The sequence below is a fragment of the Amphritea sp. HPY genome (assembly GCF_050870985.1).
Classification (GTDB): Bacteria; Pseudomonadota; Gammaproteobacteria; order Pseudomonadales; family Balneatricaceae; genus Amphritea.
This window is the reverse complement of record NZ_CP194015.1, coordinates 428,709-447,446: the sequence shown is the minus strand read 5'-3', so window position 1 is coordinate 447,446 and position 18,738 is coordinate 428,709. Positions and strand designations below refer to the sequence as shown.

Genomic DNA, 18,738 nt, shown 5'->3' with positions numbered 1-18,738 from the left:
GGCTCAGTCCGGTTAAACCGTGTGGGTATTCACATGCTAGATTCCCAGCCTAAGGAACATGCGAACAAGCCACTTATGTTCTATGCGGAATATAGAGCGTCCATATACACGAAAGGCAGTGCATCAAAATGCCTAGACCTTTTCAAACTGACTGACACAGTAGAGAGAAACCCTGATAACCAGAGGCCTAATAGACTTGTTCGCAGGCTCCCTAGTTAACCACACACACCTTCCAGCACCGACATCACTTCAAACATTTCGAAAAGGCACTTTATATCAATGGAAGCAACGGTCCCACCTTTCCTTGCACGCATTTCTATTAAACCGCTTGCTTCTAGCTATAACAGCGCATCATGCATCGGAGTTATTGAGACACCGAACCTTTTTCTAAAACACTTTCTCGTCAATACAATCCCCAAGACTAAGATCACTAGTAATAACGTTCTGTTCTATTTTTCCTGCAGCACCGAATACCGATTTAGATTCATATTTCATACGAAGAAATATATAAAACCAAGATAAAGACACAATAATACGCCATATAAATTTAACAATTCCACACCATTATTTTCCCATATTTATTGTAGAAGCCATGTCGTTCTCACTAATGATTAACCACCGATAAGCTGCTCGTGTCATTCATACAAACTCATGATAAATACTACTTTCATGCGCTGCAGGAAAGAAATGGGCTTTAGAATGAAATAACCTCCAGACTGGTTTAATTACGCTTAACTAAATTTTAAAACGCTTAACTTCTTCCCGCAGTTCAGCAGACAGCAATGAAAGACTTTCACTGGCACCAGCTATATACTGAGTACTGGACTCCGTATTGACTGACAGCTCTGAAGTAACTTTAACGTTGCTGTCGATATCCTTCGCTACCAATGCTAACTCTTCTGCAGCTTTAGCAATCTTTACGCTCATCTCGGTAATACTTTCAATCGAGACCTCAATTTTTTCCAAAGCCTCACCTACCAATTCAGACTGAGAAACCACTAACACCAATCTTTCCTTACCTTGCACCATCGAGGCAGTAGAAGCCTGGACGCCTTGTTGTAGCCCCACAACCATACTGGCAATCTTATTAGCGGATGCTTGAGCTCCTCCTGCTAGAGAACGAACTTCATCAGCTACCACTGCAAACCCACGCCCCTGATCACCAGCCCTCGCCGCTTCGATGGACGCATTAAGGGCAAGCAAGCTAGTTTGATCAGCGATTGAGTTGATAACATCAGTAATACCGCCAATATTTTCAGCATCGGACGTCACTTTAAATAAGGTTGCCGACAGTTGATCCATTTCACTTGTAAACTGATGGACAGACTTAATAGCATTATTGACTCGAATACTACCCTCTTCTACTTCGTGCTGAGCCGTTGATGCTGCTTGTGCAGCAATAGCCGTATTGCGGGAAACCTCGTTAACAGTCACACCCATCTCGCTGATAGCACTAGCTACTTGATCGGCATTCCGGTGTTGCTGACGCACATGCATTAAGGTTTCATCAGTTATCACCGCAAGCGCATTAGCAGCTTCGGCTTGCTGGTCAGAAGAAGCACTTATTTGGCTAACCATCGACCTCAACCCATCACTCATATTTTTTACTGCCCTCTGAAGGTCACCGACCTCATCACTGGAAGTCACCAAAACGCTTGCCGTCAAGTCCCCCTCGGAAACTTGAGTCGCTACTTTTGATGCAATAGACAATGGATCACTGATACGCTTGGCCAAAAACAACCCGCTAACTACAATGATCAAAGTACTCAGAATAATCACCAAGACAATACTCCATTGCAATGATTTAATCCCAGCAAAGGCCTCCCCCTCATTAAGCTCCGTTACCAGCGCCCAAGTCTGGCCACCCAGCTCTACCGGTGCATAAGCGGAAAGCACAAGGTTTCCGCTGTAGTTAGCTCCGATCTGGGTATCTGTTTCACCTGATATTGCATTACGAACTGCCACTGTATCAACCCCATTTTCAGCAACAGTTCCAGAAAAAGACGACTCAACTGAATGCCCCTCAGGATCCAAATATGAATCAGAGCGCATCAATTTATCTGATCCAACGAGATAGGACTCCCCGGCATCTCCCATGCCTTCACGGACATCCATAATTCGATTTACCTCCCCTAGCGGCAACTGTAACGCAACAATCATTTCCACCTGACCATCAATTAACAGAGGCTGCGCAACAAAAGCGGTAGGCTTATTGTTATTAGGGGCATAAGGAGCAAAATCAGCAAAACCAAACTGCTTATGCTTAGAAACATCCGCAACCAATTTTGCTAGATTACTATTACGGGAAGAGGCACTAAAGACACTAGTCCTAAAATCCGACTTCTTTGATGCGGTATAAAAAATATACCCATCAGGATTGATCAAATATAAGTCAGAGTAACCATTCTTAACGATATAACGCTTGTAGTATTCCCGCCCCAAAGCATCCACTGGATTCATTGCTTCTGTCATATCTATCTCAGATATCATCGCCCACACAAAGTCTCCGAACAACAGCGAAGACCACGATGACAAAACTATTCGATCCAAATAATTACGCACCACTCCGTGTCCGACCTGCTCTTTAAGAGCAGCATTTGCGGCTAAACTAGATACTTTCCCTCTACTTTGATGACGAAAAGCATTATTTACACTACGATGCTCTGAATCGAGAAAACTATCGGAGCGCATCAACAGGTCTTCACCAACCAGGTAAGTTTCCCCTGTTTCTCCTTGGCCGACCCGCTCAGAAACAATCGCGGTCAGCTTATCCGTGGTAAATTGAAATATTGCCACTCCAACCTTATCATCACCATCAAAAATCGGAGAAGCGATAAAACCAGTAGGTTCTTCATAAGAGGGGTAGTAACTATTGATGTCAGCAACGAATATAGCATTAGGATCATTACTTTTTACTGCTAGACGAAAGACCTCTGCAAGATCACTCTTTGAATACGGACCATCAATCAGAGAAGTTGCATAATCCAAATTCTTCAACACTGAATAGACAATATCCCCACTCTCATGATCCACCAGTAAAATATTGTAAAAACCAAACTGTTTCGAATAATTCCGAATAATAGGATGCACATACGCATGGCTACGGGTATACGCAGAACTGTCTTTCGCACTATCCATTTGATTCTTAGAGCCAATAGGATACGGATTATTGATGATATATTGATACTGGAGGGCGACTGCCTCGTCATCCAATTGATCAAAGCTACTCTGTAACTGCCCTGGTTGCTTTCCACCGTTTATTTTACGGTAAGTATCGCGAAAATTCTGATTGTAATACTCATTTAAACCTTGTTTCTGCCACTCTAACGACTCATCACCTATGTCGTTATAATCCCGAAAGACCTTAAAATAACTCTTAAAGCCAATCATTGCTTCAACAGTCATTCGGTTCTCTGAAAAGGTCAGCATTTGCTGCCTCATATTGTCTAGATAATTTTTAACCGCTTTCTGCTTAACTTCACGAACTGCATCGAGCCGAGCCATCTCCAACCGCCGCAAAGTCCCCACAGTATCAAGAATAGAACCCATATCCGCCTGGCGATCAGAAAAATACTTCTCCAACTCCGTTTTTTTGATCTCGCGGATAGATTCTAGTTGCTGAAAAACCTGCTCTTCAAGATCCAGACTAGCTTGCCCAACACAAAGAAACCCAACAACAACTGCAGGAACCACACCTAGAACAAGAAAGCTTAGCAAAAGCTTTTGGGCTAATTTTAATCGTTTTGATAATACAAACACGTCACCCCTCCAGCCTCTAAGAGCAATCTGACCAAGCAATTCAAACAGCCTAATCTTGCTCTAGACGCAAAGAAAACCTCGTTAAATCGTCATTCCGACCTTTTTTTGCTAACCGAGCCCCTCATACTTCGCTCCCCTCTCATGTTCAAGAAATATCGCTTTTTATGTCAGCAGAAAACCTGAATTCAGAAAAGCTCATAAATACATTACTTTTCATTTCTATCCCTAAGCCTCGCCCATACCCATGATCCAAAGAGTACACTAGCGCACATATAAATACTACACGACTGCATTTAGATATACTGATAGAGCTTTTATGTATACCGTAAGACTTGCTAGAAATACAATAAAGGCTATAATGCAAATGTCAAAATAAGAAATTCGAGCTTGAGTCACATACTTCTCAGAGTGTTCGGATCAAATAAAAAAAACGGAGTGTACCAATGAACATTAAACAAATTCTTGTGTGCGGCGCGATCGGTATCAGCGCATTAGCAAGCACCTCTCAGGCCGAAACCCTGAAAGCTTCCCACCAATTTCCTGGTGGTAAAGGCGACGTACGCGATGAAATGATACAAATGATTGCTAAAGAAGTTTCGGCTGCTGAAGTAGACCTGACCATTAAAGTATACCCTGGCAGCTCTTTGTATAAGCCCAAAGAACAATGGGCAGCGATGACGAAAGGACGTCTTGATATATCCTTATTCCCTCTTGCATATGCCTCCGGACGGCATCCCAAGTTTGACGCAACACTAATGCCGGGACTGGTAAAAAACCACGACCATGCTGCCAGACTGAACGATTCGGCTTTTATGCAGGAGATCAAGAAAGAAGTAGAAGCGGCCGGCGTCATTGTCTTAGCTGACGCTTGGCTGGCTGGCGGGTTTGCCTCAGCAAAAAACTGCATCTTAGACCCGGAAGACATCAAAGGCCAAAAAACCCGTGCAGCTGGTAAGGCTTTTGAGCGAATGCTCGCCGGAGCAGGCGCTTCCATTGCATCGATGCCAAGTTCTGAAATCTATACTGCAATGCAAACTGGCACAATTGATGCTGCTAACACTAGTTCCGGCAGTTTCGTATCTTACCGCCTTTATGAGCAGGTCAGTTGCGTGACAGCACCAGGGGATAACGCATTATGGTTTATGTATCAGCCAGTAACAATGTCAAAACAGTCCTGGGATAAGCTCAATACAGCGCAACAATCAGCCTTGGCTGCAGCCTCTGAAAAAGCCGAACAATACTTCTCAAAAGAAGCCAAAGGTCTTGATCAGAAAATGGTTGATACCTTTACAAAAGCCGGTATTAAGACCGTTACTATGTCTACAGAGCAAGCAGAAAAATGGCGCCAGATTGCGAATGAGACTAGCTACAAGGTGTTTTCGGAAGCCGTTCCTGGTGGTAAAGAGTTAATTGATATGGCCCTGTCTGTTGAATAACCATTATTAGAGGGCATCTCTAGGCGGTCTTTTGGACCGCCACGTAAAAACTAGAATAATAAATGAGGCGTAGCCATGAACAGTCTACAACCATCAAAAGCGGACAATACGCGCTCTAACCCAGAACAAACAAAATCAAGACCTTTCTTTATGTATTTGAAAATATTTATAAACTCAATCAGAGCACTTTCTACGGTCTGTGGAATAGCCTCAGTCTCTTTGGTCGCCGCGTCAGTATTAGTTGTATGTCAAATGGTAATCGTTCGCTATGTGTTCGGTGAAAGCACTATCTGGCAGACAGATTTCATTACCTACGGCCTCGCTTCCTCGGCATTTCTTGGCGCTCCCTATGTCGCACAATTAAAAGGGCACGTTAATGTAGACCTGCTCACGATGTACTCCCCCCCCCGGTTTAAAAGAATCCTAGCCTATATCACTATCGCTCTCGCATTCCTTTTCGCTCTGTTATTTTCCTATACCGGTTGGGAATTTTGGCATGAAGCCTGGGAAGGACAATGGACCACCGAGTCTATTTGGGAACTACCGTTGTGGATACCTTACCTTTCACTACCTATCGGCATGACCCTGCTCGCTCTTGAGTACTTAGCCGATGCCATATGCCTGTTCACTGATAGTGAAATTCCCTTTGGTACTGAACCTGGAGGCCATTCATGAGTCCCTTAGTTATTGGTGCGTTGCTATGCACCACAACCATTCTATTTCTTGCAGCTGGTGTTCCAGTCGCATTCGCACTCGCACTGGTAGGCGTTGGCTTTCTGGTATTATTTGAAGGCGTCGGTTCTCTGGGAATTGTCGCTGAAACAATGTTTTCCAGTATCAATCACTTTACCTTAGTATCAATTCCAATGTTTATTCTGATGGGCGCTGCTGTTGCCAGCTCGCCAGCGTCAAAAGATCTATATGAAGCACTTGACCGCTGGCTGCACAAAGTCCCTGGCGGACTAATTATCTCGAATCTGGGCGCCTGCGCAGTATTTTCTGCACTTAGTGGCTCTTCACCGGCAACCTGCGCGGCGATAGGAAAAATGGGAATACCTGAAATGCGTTCCCGTGGCTATCCCGCGAGCCTTGCAACAGGCGCAATTGCCGCCGGTGGAACACTTGGTATCCTCATTCCGCCATCTATCACCATGATTGTCTATGGGATAGCAACTGAAACATCCATTGGCAGGCTGTTCCTTGCAGGCGTACTGCCAGGCCTTTTACTGACTGCTCTCTTTATGGCTTGGGCCCTCTATACTGCCAAACTTAATGGCTATTCGCGCGCAGAGTCTCGCAGCTTTACGCTTCATGACAAGCTTGTCGTTCTACCAAGAGTAGTACCATTTTTACTGGTAATTATTGGAGTTTTGTACGTCCTTTACGGCGGCATCGCAACACCTTCTGAAGCTGCCGGCGTCGGGGCTATGATGTGTGTCATGCTGGCGATTGTCATTTATAAGATTCGTGATTTCAAACGTATCTGGGCAATGCTTTCCAGCAGTATGAAAGAAAGCGTGATGATCCTGATGATCATCGCCGCATCTGAACTGTTCAGCTTCACTTTGTCCAGTCTGTATATCACCCAATCCGTCGCTGAATCGATCGCTGCAATGGACGTCAACAAATGGCTACTTCTAGGTATGATTAATCTCTTCCTGCTGGTATCCGGATTCTTCTTACCTCCGGTTGCTGTCATCCTGATGACTGCGCCAATACTTCTGCCCATTATATTAAGTGCGGGATTCGACCCTTACTGGTTTGCAGTAGTGCTTACCATTAATATGGAAATAGGACTGATCACTCCCCCTGTAGGCCTCAACCTTTACGTGATTAACGGTATCGTCAGGGACGTGAAGCTTACAACAATCCTTAAAGGCTCATTTCCTTTCGTGCTCTGCATGGTACTTGCTATAGTAATTTTGGCAATATTCCCGGAAATAGCTCTCTGGTTGCCCAATCTTATCATGGGACCGGAAATCATCTAAATACAGGAAGGAGGGCATGAAGCCACTCAAGCCCTCCTTCGGCAACCATTAAGAATGCAATCTCAATATTCTAAGATAAGAATAAGGATGAATATGCATCAGTTAAATAAAAGATCCCACGCTAAAATGGAAAACTTACATATTGGAATTATCGCACCCTACCCACTAATTAGGTATAGCCTAAAACAGATTATTCGCTCCAGCAAAAGAAATTTAGTTATTTCTGAATTTTCATCTATCGCTAATCTTAAAAAGCACGTAGACAGGTTAGACTTAATATTTATAGATACGACAACATTAGGTTTTACAGATGGGCACGGAAATATAAATCGATTAATACTTCAATTCAAGACTGTCTTACTAGCATCCTCATTAAGCAGTGACTTACTAGAAAAAACATTGAAAAACAATATACTTTCAGTCATTTCCCTCAAGTCGCAATACAATGAAATATCCAAATTAATCTACAATATAATTTCAGGAAAAAAATATTACAAATCCATTTCTAATTCAGTAGAAATAAATCAAAACACAGCCTTTCCAAAAACAACTAACGCTCAATCACGTGTTCTAAAATTATTAGTATTGGGTCACTCCAACAAACAAATTGCTAGTGAACTAGACATTCGTTTATCTACAGTCAGATCTCACTTAACAGACATTTATAAGATAACCAATACACGAACGCGCACACAACTTGTTATAAAATGGTTAAATTCCTCACACTTTTAATTTTTTAATATTTAATAAACATTAACGCAATGATTACAAACTCTACAATTCAAAAGAAAAGTACAATCCAGACTACAGAATACTAAGCTTTGCGAATACAAAAAATATTGACCAACTGTTCAACCTATAATTTTCAAGACATTAGGCTTAACACTTGCAGGGAAAGACAAGATATGTGACATACGATAATAATAAAAATACACCGCCACTACCATCGTATCAAGGAAGGTAAAACAATGGCTACATTTAATTTATTTAACGACATAAAGATAAGCATGATCGAGAAGATTATAACTATCTGCTTAATATTACTAGCCATATTCGTAACTATCCCGCTTACTAACATTAGGGATCAAAATTTATTGATAACTGATGCCTGGAGGACTTTTGATAGAAACAGTTCTGACAAGGCCCATGCTCTGAAATCGTTACGTCGTGAGCTTGGATATGGAGGTATGATTCATCACTTCAAAAACCACCTATTACGCGATAATGAACAGTATTTCGAGAATTTTCTCATCAAGTTCGGCGGCGTAAAGTCCAGTATTAAAATTTATCTTTCACAAAATATAAATTCTGAAGAAATAGCTGCCATTAAAGAAATCGAAGCTATTATTGACCAGTATTATCAGGCATCGATTCAATTAAAAAGGTATCGAATCTCAGGCTTGACTGTTCAGCAGACTGACAAGCTCATCAAGATTGATGATCGTCCCGCTTTACATGCTCTGAGAGTGCTAGAAAGTTACTTAGATCAAACTTCAATCAAAGAATCTAAAATCGGACTGTTAAATAATCTCCATGCGTCACTGGGATATGGTGGCATGATTCAGTATTTTAAAGACTACATCCTGCGACAACAACTACAACTGGCACAAGCCACAGAGGAATACCTGGATGCCAGCAGAGCGATTATTAAACGATATAAAATCTATCCGCTTACGCAGCAGGAAATTCAAAGTCTTAATAACATAAGTAAAACCTTGGATCTCTATGAAAAATATCTTTACAAGGTCCAAAATCTGATTTCTCAGGGTAAGCGAGTTGAGGATATCGACATGCTTGTCGTAATAGATGATGCGCAAACATTGAAAGAGCTAATTAATCTGACACGCGCCATTTCTCTACAATCAGATACTGAAACCAGAGAAGTCCGTGATCAACTGACAATAATGGTCAGATTTATCGATATGAATATTATCAGTAATGTTATTCTGTTGGCTTTAATTATTAGTTTGTTCTTGTGGCTTATCAATGTGCAGATACTAAGGCCGCTTCTTTCAATATCTGGGGTATTGAGTAGCATGACCAATGTTGAGCTTGATGTATTGCTGACAAACACCAAGAAGAAAAATGAACTGTTCATAATTGCCAAGGCTACCGAAGCGTTCCGCAATTATGTCTACGAGCTGGAGGAAGCTAAAAATCGCTTGGAAAAGATATTCAAACACTCACCACACACGCTGATAATGGTTAACAAAGAAGGGGATATTGTGAGTGTCAGCCTGCGCACAATAGAGATGTTTGGTTACTCGCATGAAGAGTTGATTGGTTGCCCGTTGGAAAGCTTGCTACCTAAGCGCATTCGGAATCAGCATCAAAAAGACCGAGTCCATTTTTATCAAAATAGTTGTTCGCGCACTATGGGAGCTAATAAAAAATTAACAGCGCTGCACAAAGATAATTATAAATTCCCTGTGGATATTGAGTTCAGCCACATTTCCATAAATGAGGAAGAGTATGTACTTGCTTCCATCATAAACATAACCGAGCACAATAAAAATCAGAAAGAGTTAATCAAGCTTTCAACTTTGGTGGAAAACAGCCCAAACATTATAATTGTTAGCGATTTACAGTATACAATCGAATATGCGAATAAAAAGTTTTTAGAGGTTACCGGATTTCATCAGAATGATATTATAGGGAAAGGTCTAGATAAATTGATCAGTGATAAAAACTCAGAGTCCATTACACTAGAACGTCACCAAGCCCTGCAGAACCAGTTGGAATGGCATGGTGATTTGTTATATAACAAAAAGGATAATACTTCAAACTATTGGGTATCTGAAATCATTTTCCCTATTACTTCAGGTAACAATAGCACCACCCATTTTGCCTGTATAGCGCAAGATATTACCAACTCCCGTAAAATCATTGAGGAAATGAACTTTCAGGCTTCTCACGATGATATGACTGGGCTCCTCAATCGTAATGAGTTTAATAAAAAACTGAAAAAAGTGATTAACCGACTGAAAACTGTACCTGATCAACATGCGCTGTGTTATTTAGATCTTGATCAGTTCAAAAACATTAATGACACGCTAGGCCATATGGCGGGTGATGAACTCCTCAAACGCATCGCCTTTATTCTCAAAGAAACTATACGCGATACTGATTTTATTGCTCGTTTAGGGGGTGATGAATTTGGTATCTATCTTGAGAATTGTAATCAAAAAGATGCATTAGTGATATGTAATAAAATTCGTCATTCTATCGAGAATTATCGTTTTCTCTGGCATAAAAAACTTTATACCATCAGTGCTAGCATCGGAATTAGCTGCATCGATAATTGTATTATCACTCTTGAAGAGTTGATGGATCAGGCAGATACGGCCTGCTATACAGCCAAACTGTCAGGTCGCAATACTGTTCATCTGTTTAACTCTAGTGATAACCGTATGCTTCAACATGAAATATCCTGGGTACCAAAAATCAATGATGCTCTGTTAGAAAATAATTTTCTTCTCTACCTTCAGCCAATCAAGAGCAGCAACACATCCCACAACGAGTTCACCCGTTTCGAAGTGTTAGTTCGAATGTATGGAGAAAACAATAAAATCATATCACCGGGATCTTTTTTACCCACTGCAGAGCGGTTTGGCCTGGCCAAGAAAATAGATCAATGGGTCCTCAACAAACTGTTCAATTTATTGGAAAATACTCAAATCGATCACATTGATTCTATTGCCATTAATTTGTCTGGGTTATCAATTAGTGATCAAGAATTCTGTCAGTCATTGATTAATTCCTTGCATGACGTGCAGTTCCCCACCAATATACTTTGTTTTGAAATTACCGAAACTGCGGCAATTCATAATATTGAAAATGCAAAAAAATTGTTTTATAGTTTACATCAGTTAGATTGTAGCGTTGCTCTGGATGACTTTGGGAGCGGAATTTCATCATACGGTTATTTGCAGAACCTTAAAGTGGATTATATAAAAATTGACGGTATTTTTGTACGTTCTATCGATTCCAATAATATTAACTTGGCGATTGTTACTATGATCAATAATATCGGCAAAATCACGAAAACAAAGACAATTGCTGAATTTGTCGAGAATGAAAAAATTGCAGGTATACTATGTGAGCTGGGGGTAGATTATTTACAGGGTTATCATATAAGTAAGCCACTACCCTTCGCCGAATTAATAGCAACAAGTCAACACGAAAATGAATCTATCAGTCTTTAGTAGACACCTTATTGGGTTAAAATGGAGTCTATAAGAGGTGTCATGAGTACTAAACGTTTTCCCGAATAATTTAAGATTGAAGCTTTTCAACAAGTTACTGAACGAGCCACCTTTTTCTGAGGTACAAGCCGTTTAGGCATATCACCAACAGCATACACCCCAGGCTTAAGCGCTATGGCAGCAATAGCGAACATCATCAGGAAATAAACGATAAATACTCTGAGAAAGAGCTACTTCTTGCGAGTGAAGAACGTAACATCATAAAAACTGTCTCGTACTTTGCCAGAGAGTTTGAGTAAGTCACGCCTTTATTCAACAACCAGGACTAGTATTCGGTCAGAACTAATTGCAAGCGACTCGACGTTCTTCACTGCGGGTTTTATGCCTGTCGACATGATCCAGTATCACAACGTGCGAAAGAAGATCAACGGTTACGGGCTTGATAAAGAAGTAGTGACTTGAGAGTGCTTGTGCCTATAGCTACTGCAATCCATCATGACCTTAATGATTTGGGTTTGCGTTGGACCAAAAACATAGTATTCAAACTAATGAGGCTTGACGTGTTGGCTGCCCAAGCCGGTTACAAGAAGCACCGGGGTAAAAGCTCAAGTCATCCATCACAGGTGGCAGATAATATTCAGCAACGTAAATTTGAGGTGACTGAACCGAATAAGTTCTGGGTAACCGAGCTTACCTATATCAAAACCAATGATGGATGGTTATAGCTGGCCGTTGTTCTTGATCTGTATTCCTGTCAGGTGATCGCTTGGTCAATGCACTCTAGGATCGAAACTTATCTGGTTCTGAACGTACTTTTAATGGCTCTGTGGCGTCGTAAGCCGCAAGAAGCTGTCATTTTTCATTCTGACTGAGGCAATATACTTACGGGTTATGAGTGGCAGGTCTTCCTGCAAACGCACCATTTAAAACCAAGTATGAGTCACGAAGGAACTGCCATGATAATGCTGTAGCTTAAAGCTTTGCCCAACTGTTTAAGCAATAACGGATAAGGCACTGGTCTACTCATCACGCTCAGAAGCACGACAAGCTGCTTTCGATCATATCGAAATGTTTTATAAATCAGTTAAGAAATATGGTTACACTAATAATCTGTCTCCAATCGATTTTACCTAACATCAAATCAGCAAGCAGTAAAGCACCTACGAAAAGTTGGTCGATTCAAATACATGACAGTCAGTATTCAATATTGATCCTGATAATTCTCGGATGCTTCTTGAGAGTCCTGATATTCCCAGGCCGTACCGCAAGTACCAAGTAACCGCTTTGCCTTTAAGATTCTTCCGCCTGTCGATCCCTCAATAGCCTGCTTCAGAAAAATTGACAAACACGCCTGCATCGACCAACCAGTCATTTACTTCCTCTAAAATCTATCTAACGAGCCCATGACGTACCATTAAGTACCGAAAGTTCATACTCGTCGTGTGATCTAGGATTGAGTTGTTGAGAGAAAGGCGCATAATAATTGTATTGATGCGATTTCATAAAGGGCATCTTCCATAGCAGGCCCGCCCAGGCTATAACACTGTTGAAGACAATAAATACGCAGCATAGTAATCAAGGAGTAAGGACGTCGGCCATTAGCCGGCTTGGAATAATATGGTTCGATGGCAGCTTCCAGTCGACGCCAAGGAGGCAGCTTTTTCATCTTTGCGAAGAGCACCTATTTGCGGCTTTGATGTCGCCTCTAGCGATACTCACCATCAGAAAAACTGAACTCCTGTTCCATGTTCAAATCCTGACGTTAGCTACGCCGAGCATTATTTCATGCGGGGGATACTTAATCGCAGACTCCCTAGCTGAAGTCCCATACCCACGCCTCATCGATAATTATGCTTAAATTCTTGGCAACCGGGACTTATTTTCAGTTTCCCTAAGTAAATTACAAAGATTCTAATAGCTGAAATCATCTATTAAACGTTATAGTTATAAAAATTAAAGGCAAAAAAGCCAGCATGCGAACATGCTGGCAAAGCACTACTACGTTAAAGAGAAGGGATTTAGAACTTAACTCGCGCTCCTATAGTGGCGATGGTGATATCGTCAAAGTTTGATCCTGAACGATCTAGGCTGTTTTGATTTATGCCAGCATACATGTCAATCCATTTGATTGGCTTGTAGACGTATCCTAGGCCGACGGTTGTGCTTTCATCGCCAAGTTGCGCTAAGTCTTCTGTGATGTAATAGCCTACAGATACGGAATGTTTACCCTGCTTATATCCAGCTTTAATTGAGGTGAATTTAGCATCAGGGTTAGCCGGGTTATCATCGAACTTTGTTGAATAAACTCCTGTAAGGTTAAATCCATTAGCATGCAGCCAGGAAACGGAACCACCAAAAGTCTCTTCATCACCTACTGCGGCACTGTTTTTATCTTCAGTTGAATAGCCAATTGCTGTTGTTAGCTTGCCTCCAGCATTGAAATTAGCACGTACACCCAACTCTGTAACGTCATTATTACCTTTGACACCTTGGCTGATTGCGGCCTTGAACGGTCCAAACTCTGGCAGGTCATAACGTACTCTGTCGTATCTGCTTTCAAAGTCTAGGTTGCTCATTGCTTTAGAGAAACCAACATTACTTCCACCAGAAGTCTCAGCAAAATCGAGAGCTCCGCCCAATAAAGCTGGATTAGCCCATGAGATTATTGCTGTTCCAGAAAGGTCGCGTTCAGTGTTTCCGTTTGCTGCACCATCGCCTTGTCCTATTGAGAACTTACCGATTGGGCCTGAAAAATGTAAATTAATTTGGCGCTCAGAAAAGTCACCATCAATAGTTTTTTGAGTAGGTGTTACTTTATTGGAAGCATTTGACTGATATTCAAACTCTAGATGAGCGCCAGCTGTCCAGTTATCCTCGAGTTCATGTGTTGCTTTTAGCCCTAACCGGGTACCGGAATTATCGTTATCTACGATAAACGTTTCGGAACCGTTTCCGGTGTCGGCAGACATTAATGCCTGATTAACCTGGCCGTAGAATTTAATCTCTACGGCTTGCACCTGACTTGATAAGCCAACAAATAAAACACCAACCGCGGAAACAGCTTTGATGAGTTTCATCTAATAATCCCCTTATTTTTTTTCTAGTTCAGTGGAAGTTTAAAGTTAAAGCTTCCTTAACAAAAAACCTCTTAAAATCAGCAGTTAGCATATTTACTTATGCTGTCAGAGGTGTTTCATCCATTTAATGAATTTTAATAACGCATTTTTTATGCAGCCACCGCAATACATACGACCAACTCTTAGCCATACTAGCACTCTATATATATTTAAAGCAACCATTTAAAAATACTTATAGAGCGATTAACGATTCATATCAAACACCAATGAAGCATCCCTCGCGTAAAATATTGCTCGGTGTATCTAACGTCAGGATTTGAACATGGAACAGCAGCTACTACACGATAAAGAGCAGTACGTTTTTGCTGATGCCTGCTATCGAGGAATCAATTAGCGGAAGAGCCTTAGAAACAAAGCAGTTGATTGGCACGTTGCTGAACGGCTTGGGAAAGTCAGGACTCTCAAGAAGCATTCTAGAATCAACAAAGTCCCAATTAATATCGAATACATGAAAGCCAGTATTCGAGCTAAGATCGAGCATCCCTTCAGGATAATAAAGTGCCAGTTTGGATTTACCAAAGCGAGATATCGAGGATTGAGGAATAACGGCAGCAAGTTGGCAACGCTTTTTGCGCTGGCCAATACCGTCAGAGTTAGTCAATTGCTGCACGCATAGGAAAAAGCCACCTAACCCCCTTGAAATAGATGGTTAGGCGGAAAGAAACAACCAGAAACTATGAGTTCCATAGCCTAAAATAGGCCGAGATGATACTTACACAATGGGAAGAGACAACTTATTCGCAGGTTCCCTAGAATTCTTCAGCCTCGCTATCAACGATAGTAATTTATAGTTTCATCGCTACTAGTTTAATTTTATTACTCGCCCTATTCGCATTATTATCAGACACCTGAACATCTGTAAGCAAGACAGCTTTTCCATCTTTTTCCAATGCCTCCATAAAAACGTCGAATTCTTCGCAAGAAAAACATGTTTCAGCAATAATTTTATCCTTTACTGGTCGCCAAAATTTAATACTCCCCTCGGCAACCACTAGCTCTGCCGCAACACCTTCCGCTTGCAATAAATGATAAGTAAGCCCCCATGCCGCCAAAGCAGATATAGAATAAATACTCCCCGAAAAAGCTGTTCCATGGATATTAGCGTTTACATTACTCACCGGGGCCTCAAGGCGAATTCGCCTTGAGGCCAGTGAAGCTACACACAACCCTAGCACTTTTGTCAGTGGAATTTCACGATGTAATACCGCCTCCAGAGAAGCCGCATCACTCTTCTTATTTCGAATAGATCTCACTGTAAATATCTCGCAGCTCTTTCTTCTGGACTTTACCCATGGCGTTACGTGGCAATTCATCAACGAAGATAATCTTCTGAGGTTGTTTGAACCGCGCAATTTTCCCTGCCATAAACTCAATGACATTTTGCTCAGCCAAACTTACATCTCTATCTTTAACGATGATAGCGGTGACTCCTTCACCAAAATCAGGGTGTTTCACGCCAATGACGGCGGACTCTTTAACTCCCTCGATCTCGTCGATCATGATTTCTACCTCTTTAGGATAGACATTGTAACCGCCAGAAATTACGAGATCCTTTGCTCGACCAACTATACTGATACGACCATCGACATCCATAGTTGCCATATCTCCGGTAATAAAGAACCCGTCCTCCCGAAACTCTTCAGCCGTTTTCTCAGGCATACACCAGTAACCCACAAAGACATTGGGTCCTTTGATATCCAGCCCCCCTACCTCTCCCCGAGAAACCTCTACACCTTCCTCATCAACAACACGTGCAGCCACACCTGGAAGCGGGTAACCTACTGTGCCGGGGACTCGCGCGCCGTCGTAAGGATTTGAGATAACCATGCCAGCTTCAGTCATACCATAGCGTTCAAGAATTTTGTGACCGCTTACTTTTTCAAACTCCTCGAATGTTTCAGACAGCAGTGGCGCAGAACCAGCCACAAACAATCGAATATTGCTGCACATCTCCTTTGTAAACTCTGAATCCTCCAAAAGACGAACGTAAAATGTAGGGACTCCCATCATCACAGTGGCCCGAAGAAGGTTGTTTTTGACAGCAGTTAATTCAAACTTTGGCATGAAAATAACTTTTGAACCATTCAAAAGCGCACAATGCAGCGCTACAAAAAGCCCGTGCACATGAAAGATGGGAAGGGCATGAAGCAATACATCACCTTCCTCCCATTGCCAGTATTTATGCAATACTTTTGCATTAGATGACAGATTATCATGAGACAGCATCGCCCCTTTAGAACGGCCAGTAGTTCCTGAAGTATAGATAATACTGGCAAGATCACTTCCTTCACAGACCTCAACATCAGCACAGGAGGAAGCGTCCTTCATCGCCTCTATCAGGCTACCACAACCTTGATTATCCAGAGTCATGACATGCGGCACATTAAGATCTTTAACATGAGGTAATAAACTATCATAATCCTGAGGACGACAAACAAGCAGGTGTGGCCTAGCATCGCCCATAAAGTAAGAAACCTCGTTGGCTGTATAGGCTGTATTTAATGGAATAAAGACAGCACCTACACGCAGGCAGGCAAGATACAGAAGTATCGCTTCAGGCGACTTATCTACCTGCATAATGACACGCGCACCCTTGTTAACACCCAGCTGTTTAAATAGCCCTGCCAAAAGCCCAGTTTCTTCTTCAATCTGGCTATAGAGTAGCTCTCCCCTATCATGCTCCAAAAACACAGCCGTTGAATCCGCTGGAAACCTGGATCGGAAAAGCTCATAAATGTTATTACCTGTCATTGCTAATTCTCCACTTCGTCTGAAGTTTTTACATTCACGTTTGGGCTTTTATTTCCCAATCTGCTCGAATTTGCAGGCCTGATTTATCAACTGCAAATATTTTTACCAAGATCCATCGCGTATTTACGATCACATCCTCAAAACAACCCCACAGATTTCTGCAGCAACCCTATTACTCAAACAGAACTTATCTTATTGAATTATTAAGAGTTTTGTTCAATCAGCTTTTCTAAAGTAATTTAATTTCTAGTTTTTTAAGTATCGTGATGAACAGATCTCTTTAATCATCAATCAGCTTTAGTAGAGCAGTCCTTCAACTACACTTACTATAGTTCAACAATCTCCTATCATATATTTAAAAAGCAACATTGTATACAGGAGGCTATTTACAAAATACCTACACTGACTATAATAAAGCGCAACTGGAGAGAGCTTATGAACATCAAACTAATCCTTGCGTGCGGCTTGATCGGCATCACCGCAATCACCAACACCTCTCAAGCAGAAACCCTAAAGGCTTCCCATCAGTTTCCTGGGGGTAAAGGCGACGTACGTGATGAGATGATACAAATGATTGCTAAAGAAGTTTCCGCTGCCGATGTTGACCTAATCATTAAGGTATACCCTGGTAGCTCCTTGTATAAACCCAAAGAGCAATGGGGCGCGATGACCAAAGGACGTCTCGATATATCCCTGTTCCCTCTGGCATACGCATCAGGAAGACACCCTAAATTTGATGCGACCCTGATGCCTGGCCTGATCAAGAACCACGATCATGCAGCCAGACTGAATGACTCTCCCTTTATGCAGGAAATCAAAAGAGAGATAGAAAAAGCCGGAGTTGTCGTCTTAGCTGACGCCTGGTTGGCAGGCGGCTTTGCCTCAGCGAAAAACTGCATCCAAGAACCGGAAGACATTAAAGGTCAAAAAACCCGAGCTGCTGGTAAGGGTTTTGAGCGGATGCTTGCCGGAGCTGGGGCCTCTATCGCGTCGATGCCAAGTTCTGAAATCTATACAGCAATGCAAACTGGCACAATAGATGCCGCCAACACCAGTTCTGGCAGCTTCGTATCTTACCGACTCTATGAGCAAGTTAATTGCCTAACCGCCCCAGGTGACAACGCTTTATGGTTCATGTACGAACCAGTTCTTATGTCCAAGAAGTCTTGGAACAAGCTCGATAAAAAACAACAAGCTGCGTTGTCCACAGCTGCGGATAAAGCCGAACAATACTTCTTCAATGAAGCCAAAGGCCTGGATCAGAAAATGGTCGATACTTTCACAAAGGCTGGCGTAAAAGTGGTTACCATGTCAGCAGAGCAAGCGAGTAAATGGCGCAAGATTGCCAATGAGACTAGCTACAAGGTGTTTTCCGAAGAAGTTCCTGGAGGTAGAGAGTTGATTGATATGGCACTGTCTGTTGACTAGCCTTATCAGTAGACAGCTCCAAGCAATCTTCATG

12 protein-coding genes and 1 pseudogene are annotated in these 18,738 nt (G+C 42.0%); 8 read left to right on the top strand and 5 right to left on the bottom strand.

The window, feature by feature from the left end:
• Positions 1-735: 735 nt before the first annotated feature.
• Positions 736-3,759, bottom strand: coding sequence for a methyl-accepting chemotaxis protein (locus tag ACQUQM_RS01880; protein WP_432472788.1), 3,024 nt, complete (start codon positions 3,757-3,759; stop codon positions 736-738).
• Between the two features lie 443 nt (positions 3,760-4,202).
• Here ACQUQM_RS01880 and dctP (ACQUQM_RS01875) point away from each other — a divergent pair, with 443 nt between their 5' ends.
• The 6 genes from dctP (ACQUQM_RS01875) to ACQUQM_RS01850 all read left to right on the top strand — a co-directional run bounded on the left by dctP (ACQUQM_RS01875) (position 4,203) and on the right by ACQUQM_RS01850 (position 12,260).
• On the top strand, positions 4,203-5,195 hold the full coding sequence (gene dctP, locus ACQUQM_RS01875; RefSeq protein WP_432472787.1) for a TRAP transporter substrate-binding protein DctP: 993 nt from the start codon (positions 4,203-4,205) through the stop codon (positions 5,193-5,195).
• Between the two features lie 75 nt (positions 5,196-5,270).
• A complete protein-coding gene (locus ACQUQM_RS01870) occupies positions 5,271-5,870 on the top strand; it encodes a TRAP transporter small permease (protein WP_432472786.1) in 600 nt (199 codons plus the stop codon).
• Entirely contained in the window at positions 5,867-7,183 is a 1,317-nt protein-coding gene (locus ACQUQM_RS01865) for a TRAP transporter large permease (protein WP_432472785.1), read from the top strand. The genes ACQUQM_RS01870 and ACQUQM_RS01865 overlap by 4 nt, the downstream gene beginning before the upstream one ends.
• A 93-nt stretch (positions 7,184-7,276) precedes the next feature.
• Positions 7,277-7,915 (top strand): response regulator transcription factor, encoded by a 639-nt coding sequence (locus ACQUQM_RS01860; protein ID WP_432472784.1) that lies wholly within the window; start codon positions 7,277-7,279, stop codon positions 7,913-7,915.
• A 236-nt stretch (positions 7,916-8,151) separates the two neighbouring features.
• Positions 8,152-11,388, top strand: a complete 3,237-nt coding sequence (locus ACQUQM_RS01855) for an EAL domain-containing protein (protein ID WP_432472783.1) — start codon at positions 8,152-8,154, stop codon at positions 11,386-11,388.
• A 725-nt stretch (positions 11,389-12,113) separates the two neighbouring features.
• Positions 12,114-12,260: a DDE-type integrase/transposase/recombinase gene (locus ACQUQM_RS01850; RefSeq protein WP_432474786.1), complete on the top strand. Its 147-nt coding sequence runs from the start codon at positions 12,114-12,116 to the stop codon at positions 12,258-12,260.
• A gap of 575 nt (positions 12,261-12,835) precedes the next feature.
• On the opposite strand, the gene ACQUQM_RS01845 is transcribed toward ACQUQM_RS01850, so the two are convergent.
• Together ACQUQM_RS01845 and ACQUQM_RS01840 are read right to left on the bottom strand one after the other, a co-directional pair.
• Complete coding sequence (locus ACQUQM_RS01845; protein ID WP_432474785.1) at positions 12,836-12,958, bottom strand: hypothetical protein; 123 nt, start codon at positions 12,956-12,958, stop codon at positions 12,836-12,838.
• A gap of 448 nt (positions 12,959-13,406) precedes the next feature.
• Positions 13,407-14,465, bottom strand: a complete 1,059-nt coding sequence (locus ACQUQM_RS01840; RefSeq protein ID WP_432472782.1) for a porin — start codon at positions 14,463-14,465, stop codon at positions 13,407-13,409.
• 313 nt (positions 14,466-14,778) lie between these two features.
• Between ACQUQM_RS01840 and ACQUQM_RS01835 the strand changes: the two are divergent.
• Positions 14,779-15,141, top strand: a pseudogene (locus ACQUQM_RS01835) (transposase); the annotation flags it as partial.
• 169 nt (positions 15,142-15,310) lie between these two features.
• Here the strand turns inward: ACQUQM_RS01835 and ACQUQM_RS01830 are convergent.
• The gene (locus ACQUQM_RS01830) at positions 15,311-15,838 is read right to left on the bottom strand and encodes a YiiD C-terminal domain-containing protein (RefSeq protein ID WP_432472781.1); all 528 of its coding nucleotides are present in this window, start codon (positions 15,836-15,838) and stop codon (positions 15,311-15,313) included.
• On the bottom strand, positions 15,759-17,276 hold the full coding sequence (locus ACQUQM_RS01825; RefSeq protein WP_432472780.1) for a malonate--CoA ligase: 1,518 nt from the start codon (positions 17,274-17,276) through the stop codon (positions 15,759-15,761). Before ACQUQM_RS01825 ends, ACQUQM_RS01830 begins: the two co-directional genes overlap by 80 nt.
• Before the next feature lie 435 nt (positions 17,277-17,711).
• Here ACQUQM_RS01825 and dctP (ACQUQM_RS01820) point away from each other — a divergent pair, with 435 nt between their 5' ends.
• The gene (gene dctP, locus ACQUQM_RS01820; protein WP_432472779.1) at positions 17,712-18,704 is read left to right on the top strand and encodes a TRAP transporter substrate-binding protein DctP; all 993 of its coding nucleotides are present in this window, start codon (positions 17,712-17,714) and stop codon (positions 18,702-18,704) included.
• Positions 18,705-18,738 lie beyond the last annotated feature (34 nt).

Bases quoted from the DNA above. Each gene is read 5' to 3' on its own strand.
- dctP (WP_432472787.1), top strand. From the start codon at position 4,203: ATGAACATTAAACAAATTCTTGTGTGCGGCGCGATCGGTATCAGCGCA.
- ACQUQM_RS01870 (WP_432472786.1), top strand. From the start codon at position 5,271: ATGAACAGTCTACAACCATCAAAAGCGGACAATACGCGCTCTAACCCA.
- ACQUQM_RS01825 (WP_432472780.1), bottom strand. From the start codon at position 17,276: ATGACAGGTAATAACATTTATGAGCTTTTCCGATCCAGGTTTCCAGCG.
- dctP (WP_432472779.1), top strand. From the start codon at position 17,712: ATGAACATCAAACTAATCCTTGCGTGCGGCTTGATCGGCATCACCGCA.
- ACQUQM_RS01860 (WP_432472784.1), top strand. From the start codon at position 7,277: ATGCATCAGTTAAATAAAAGATCCCACGCTAAAATGGAAAACTTACAT.
- ACQUQM_RS01830 (WP_432472781.1), bottom strand. From the start codon at position 15,838: ATGAATTGCCACGTAACGCCATGGGTAAAGTCCAGAAGAAAGAGCTGC.
- ACQUQM_RS01865 (WP_432472785.1), top strand. From the start codon at position 5,867: ATGAGTCCCTTAGTTATTGGTGCGTTGCTATGCACCACAACCATTCTA.
- ACQUQM_RS01840 (WP_432472782.1), bottom strand. From the start codon at position 14,465: ATGAAACTCATCAAAGCTGTTTCCGCGGTTGGTGTTTTATTTGTTGGC.
- ACQUQM_RS01855 (WP_432472783.1), top strand. From the start codon at position 8,152: ATGGCTACATTTAATTTATTTAACGACATAAAGATAAGCATGATCGAG.
- ACQUQM_RS01845 (WP_432474785.1), bottom strand. From the start codon at position 12,958: ATGCTGCGTATTTATTGTCTTCAACAGTGTTATAGCCTGGGCGGGCCT.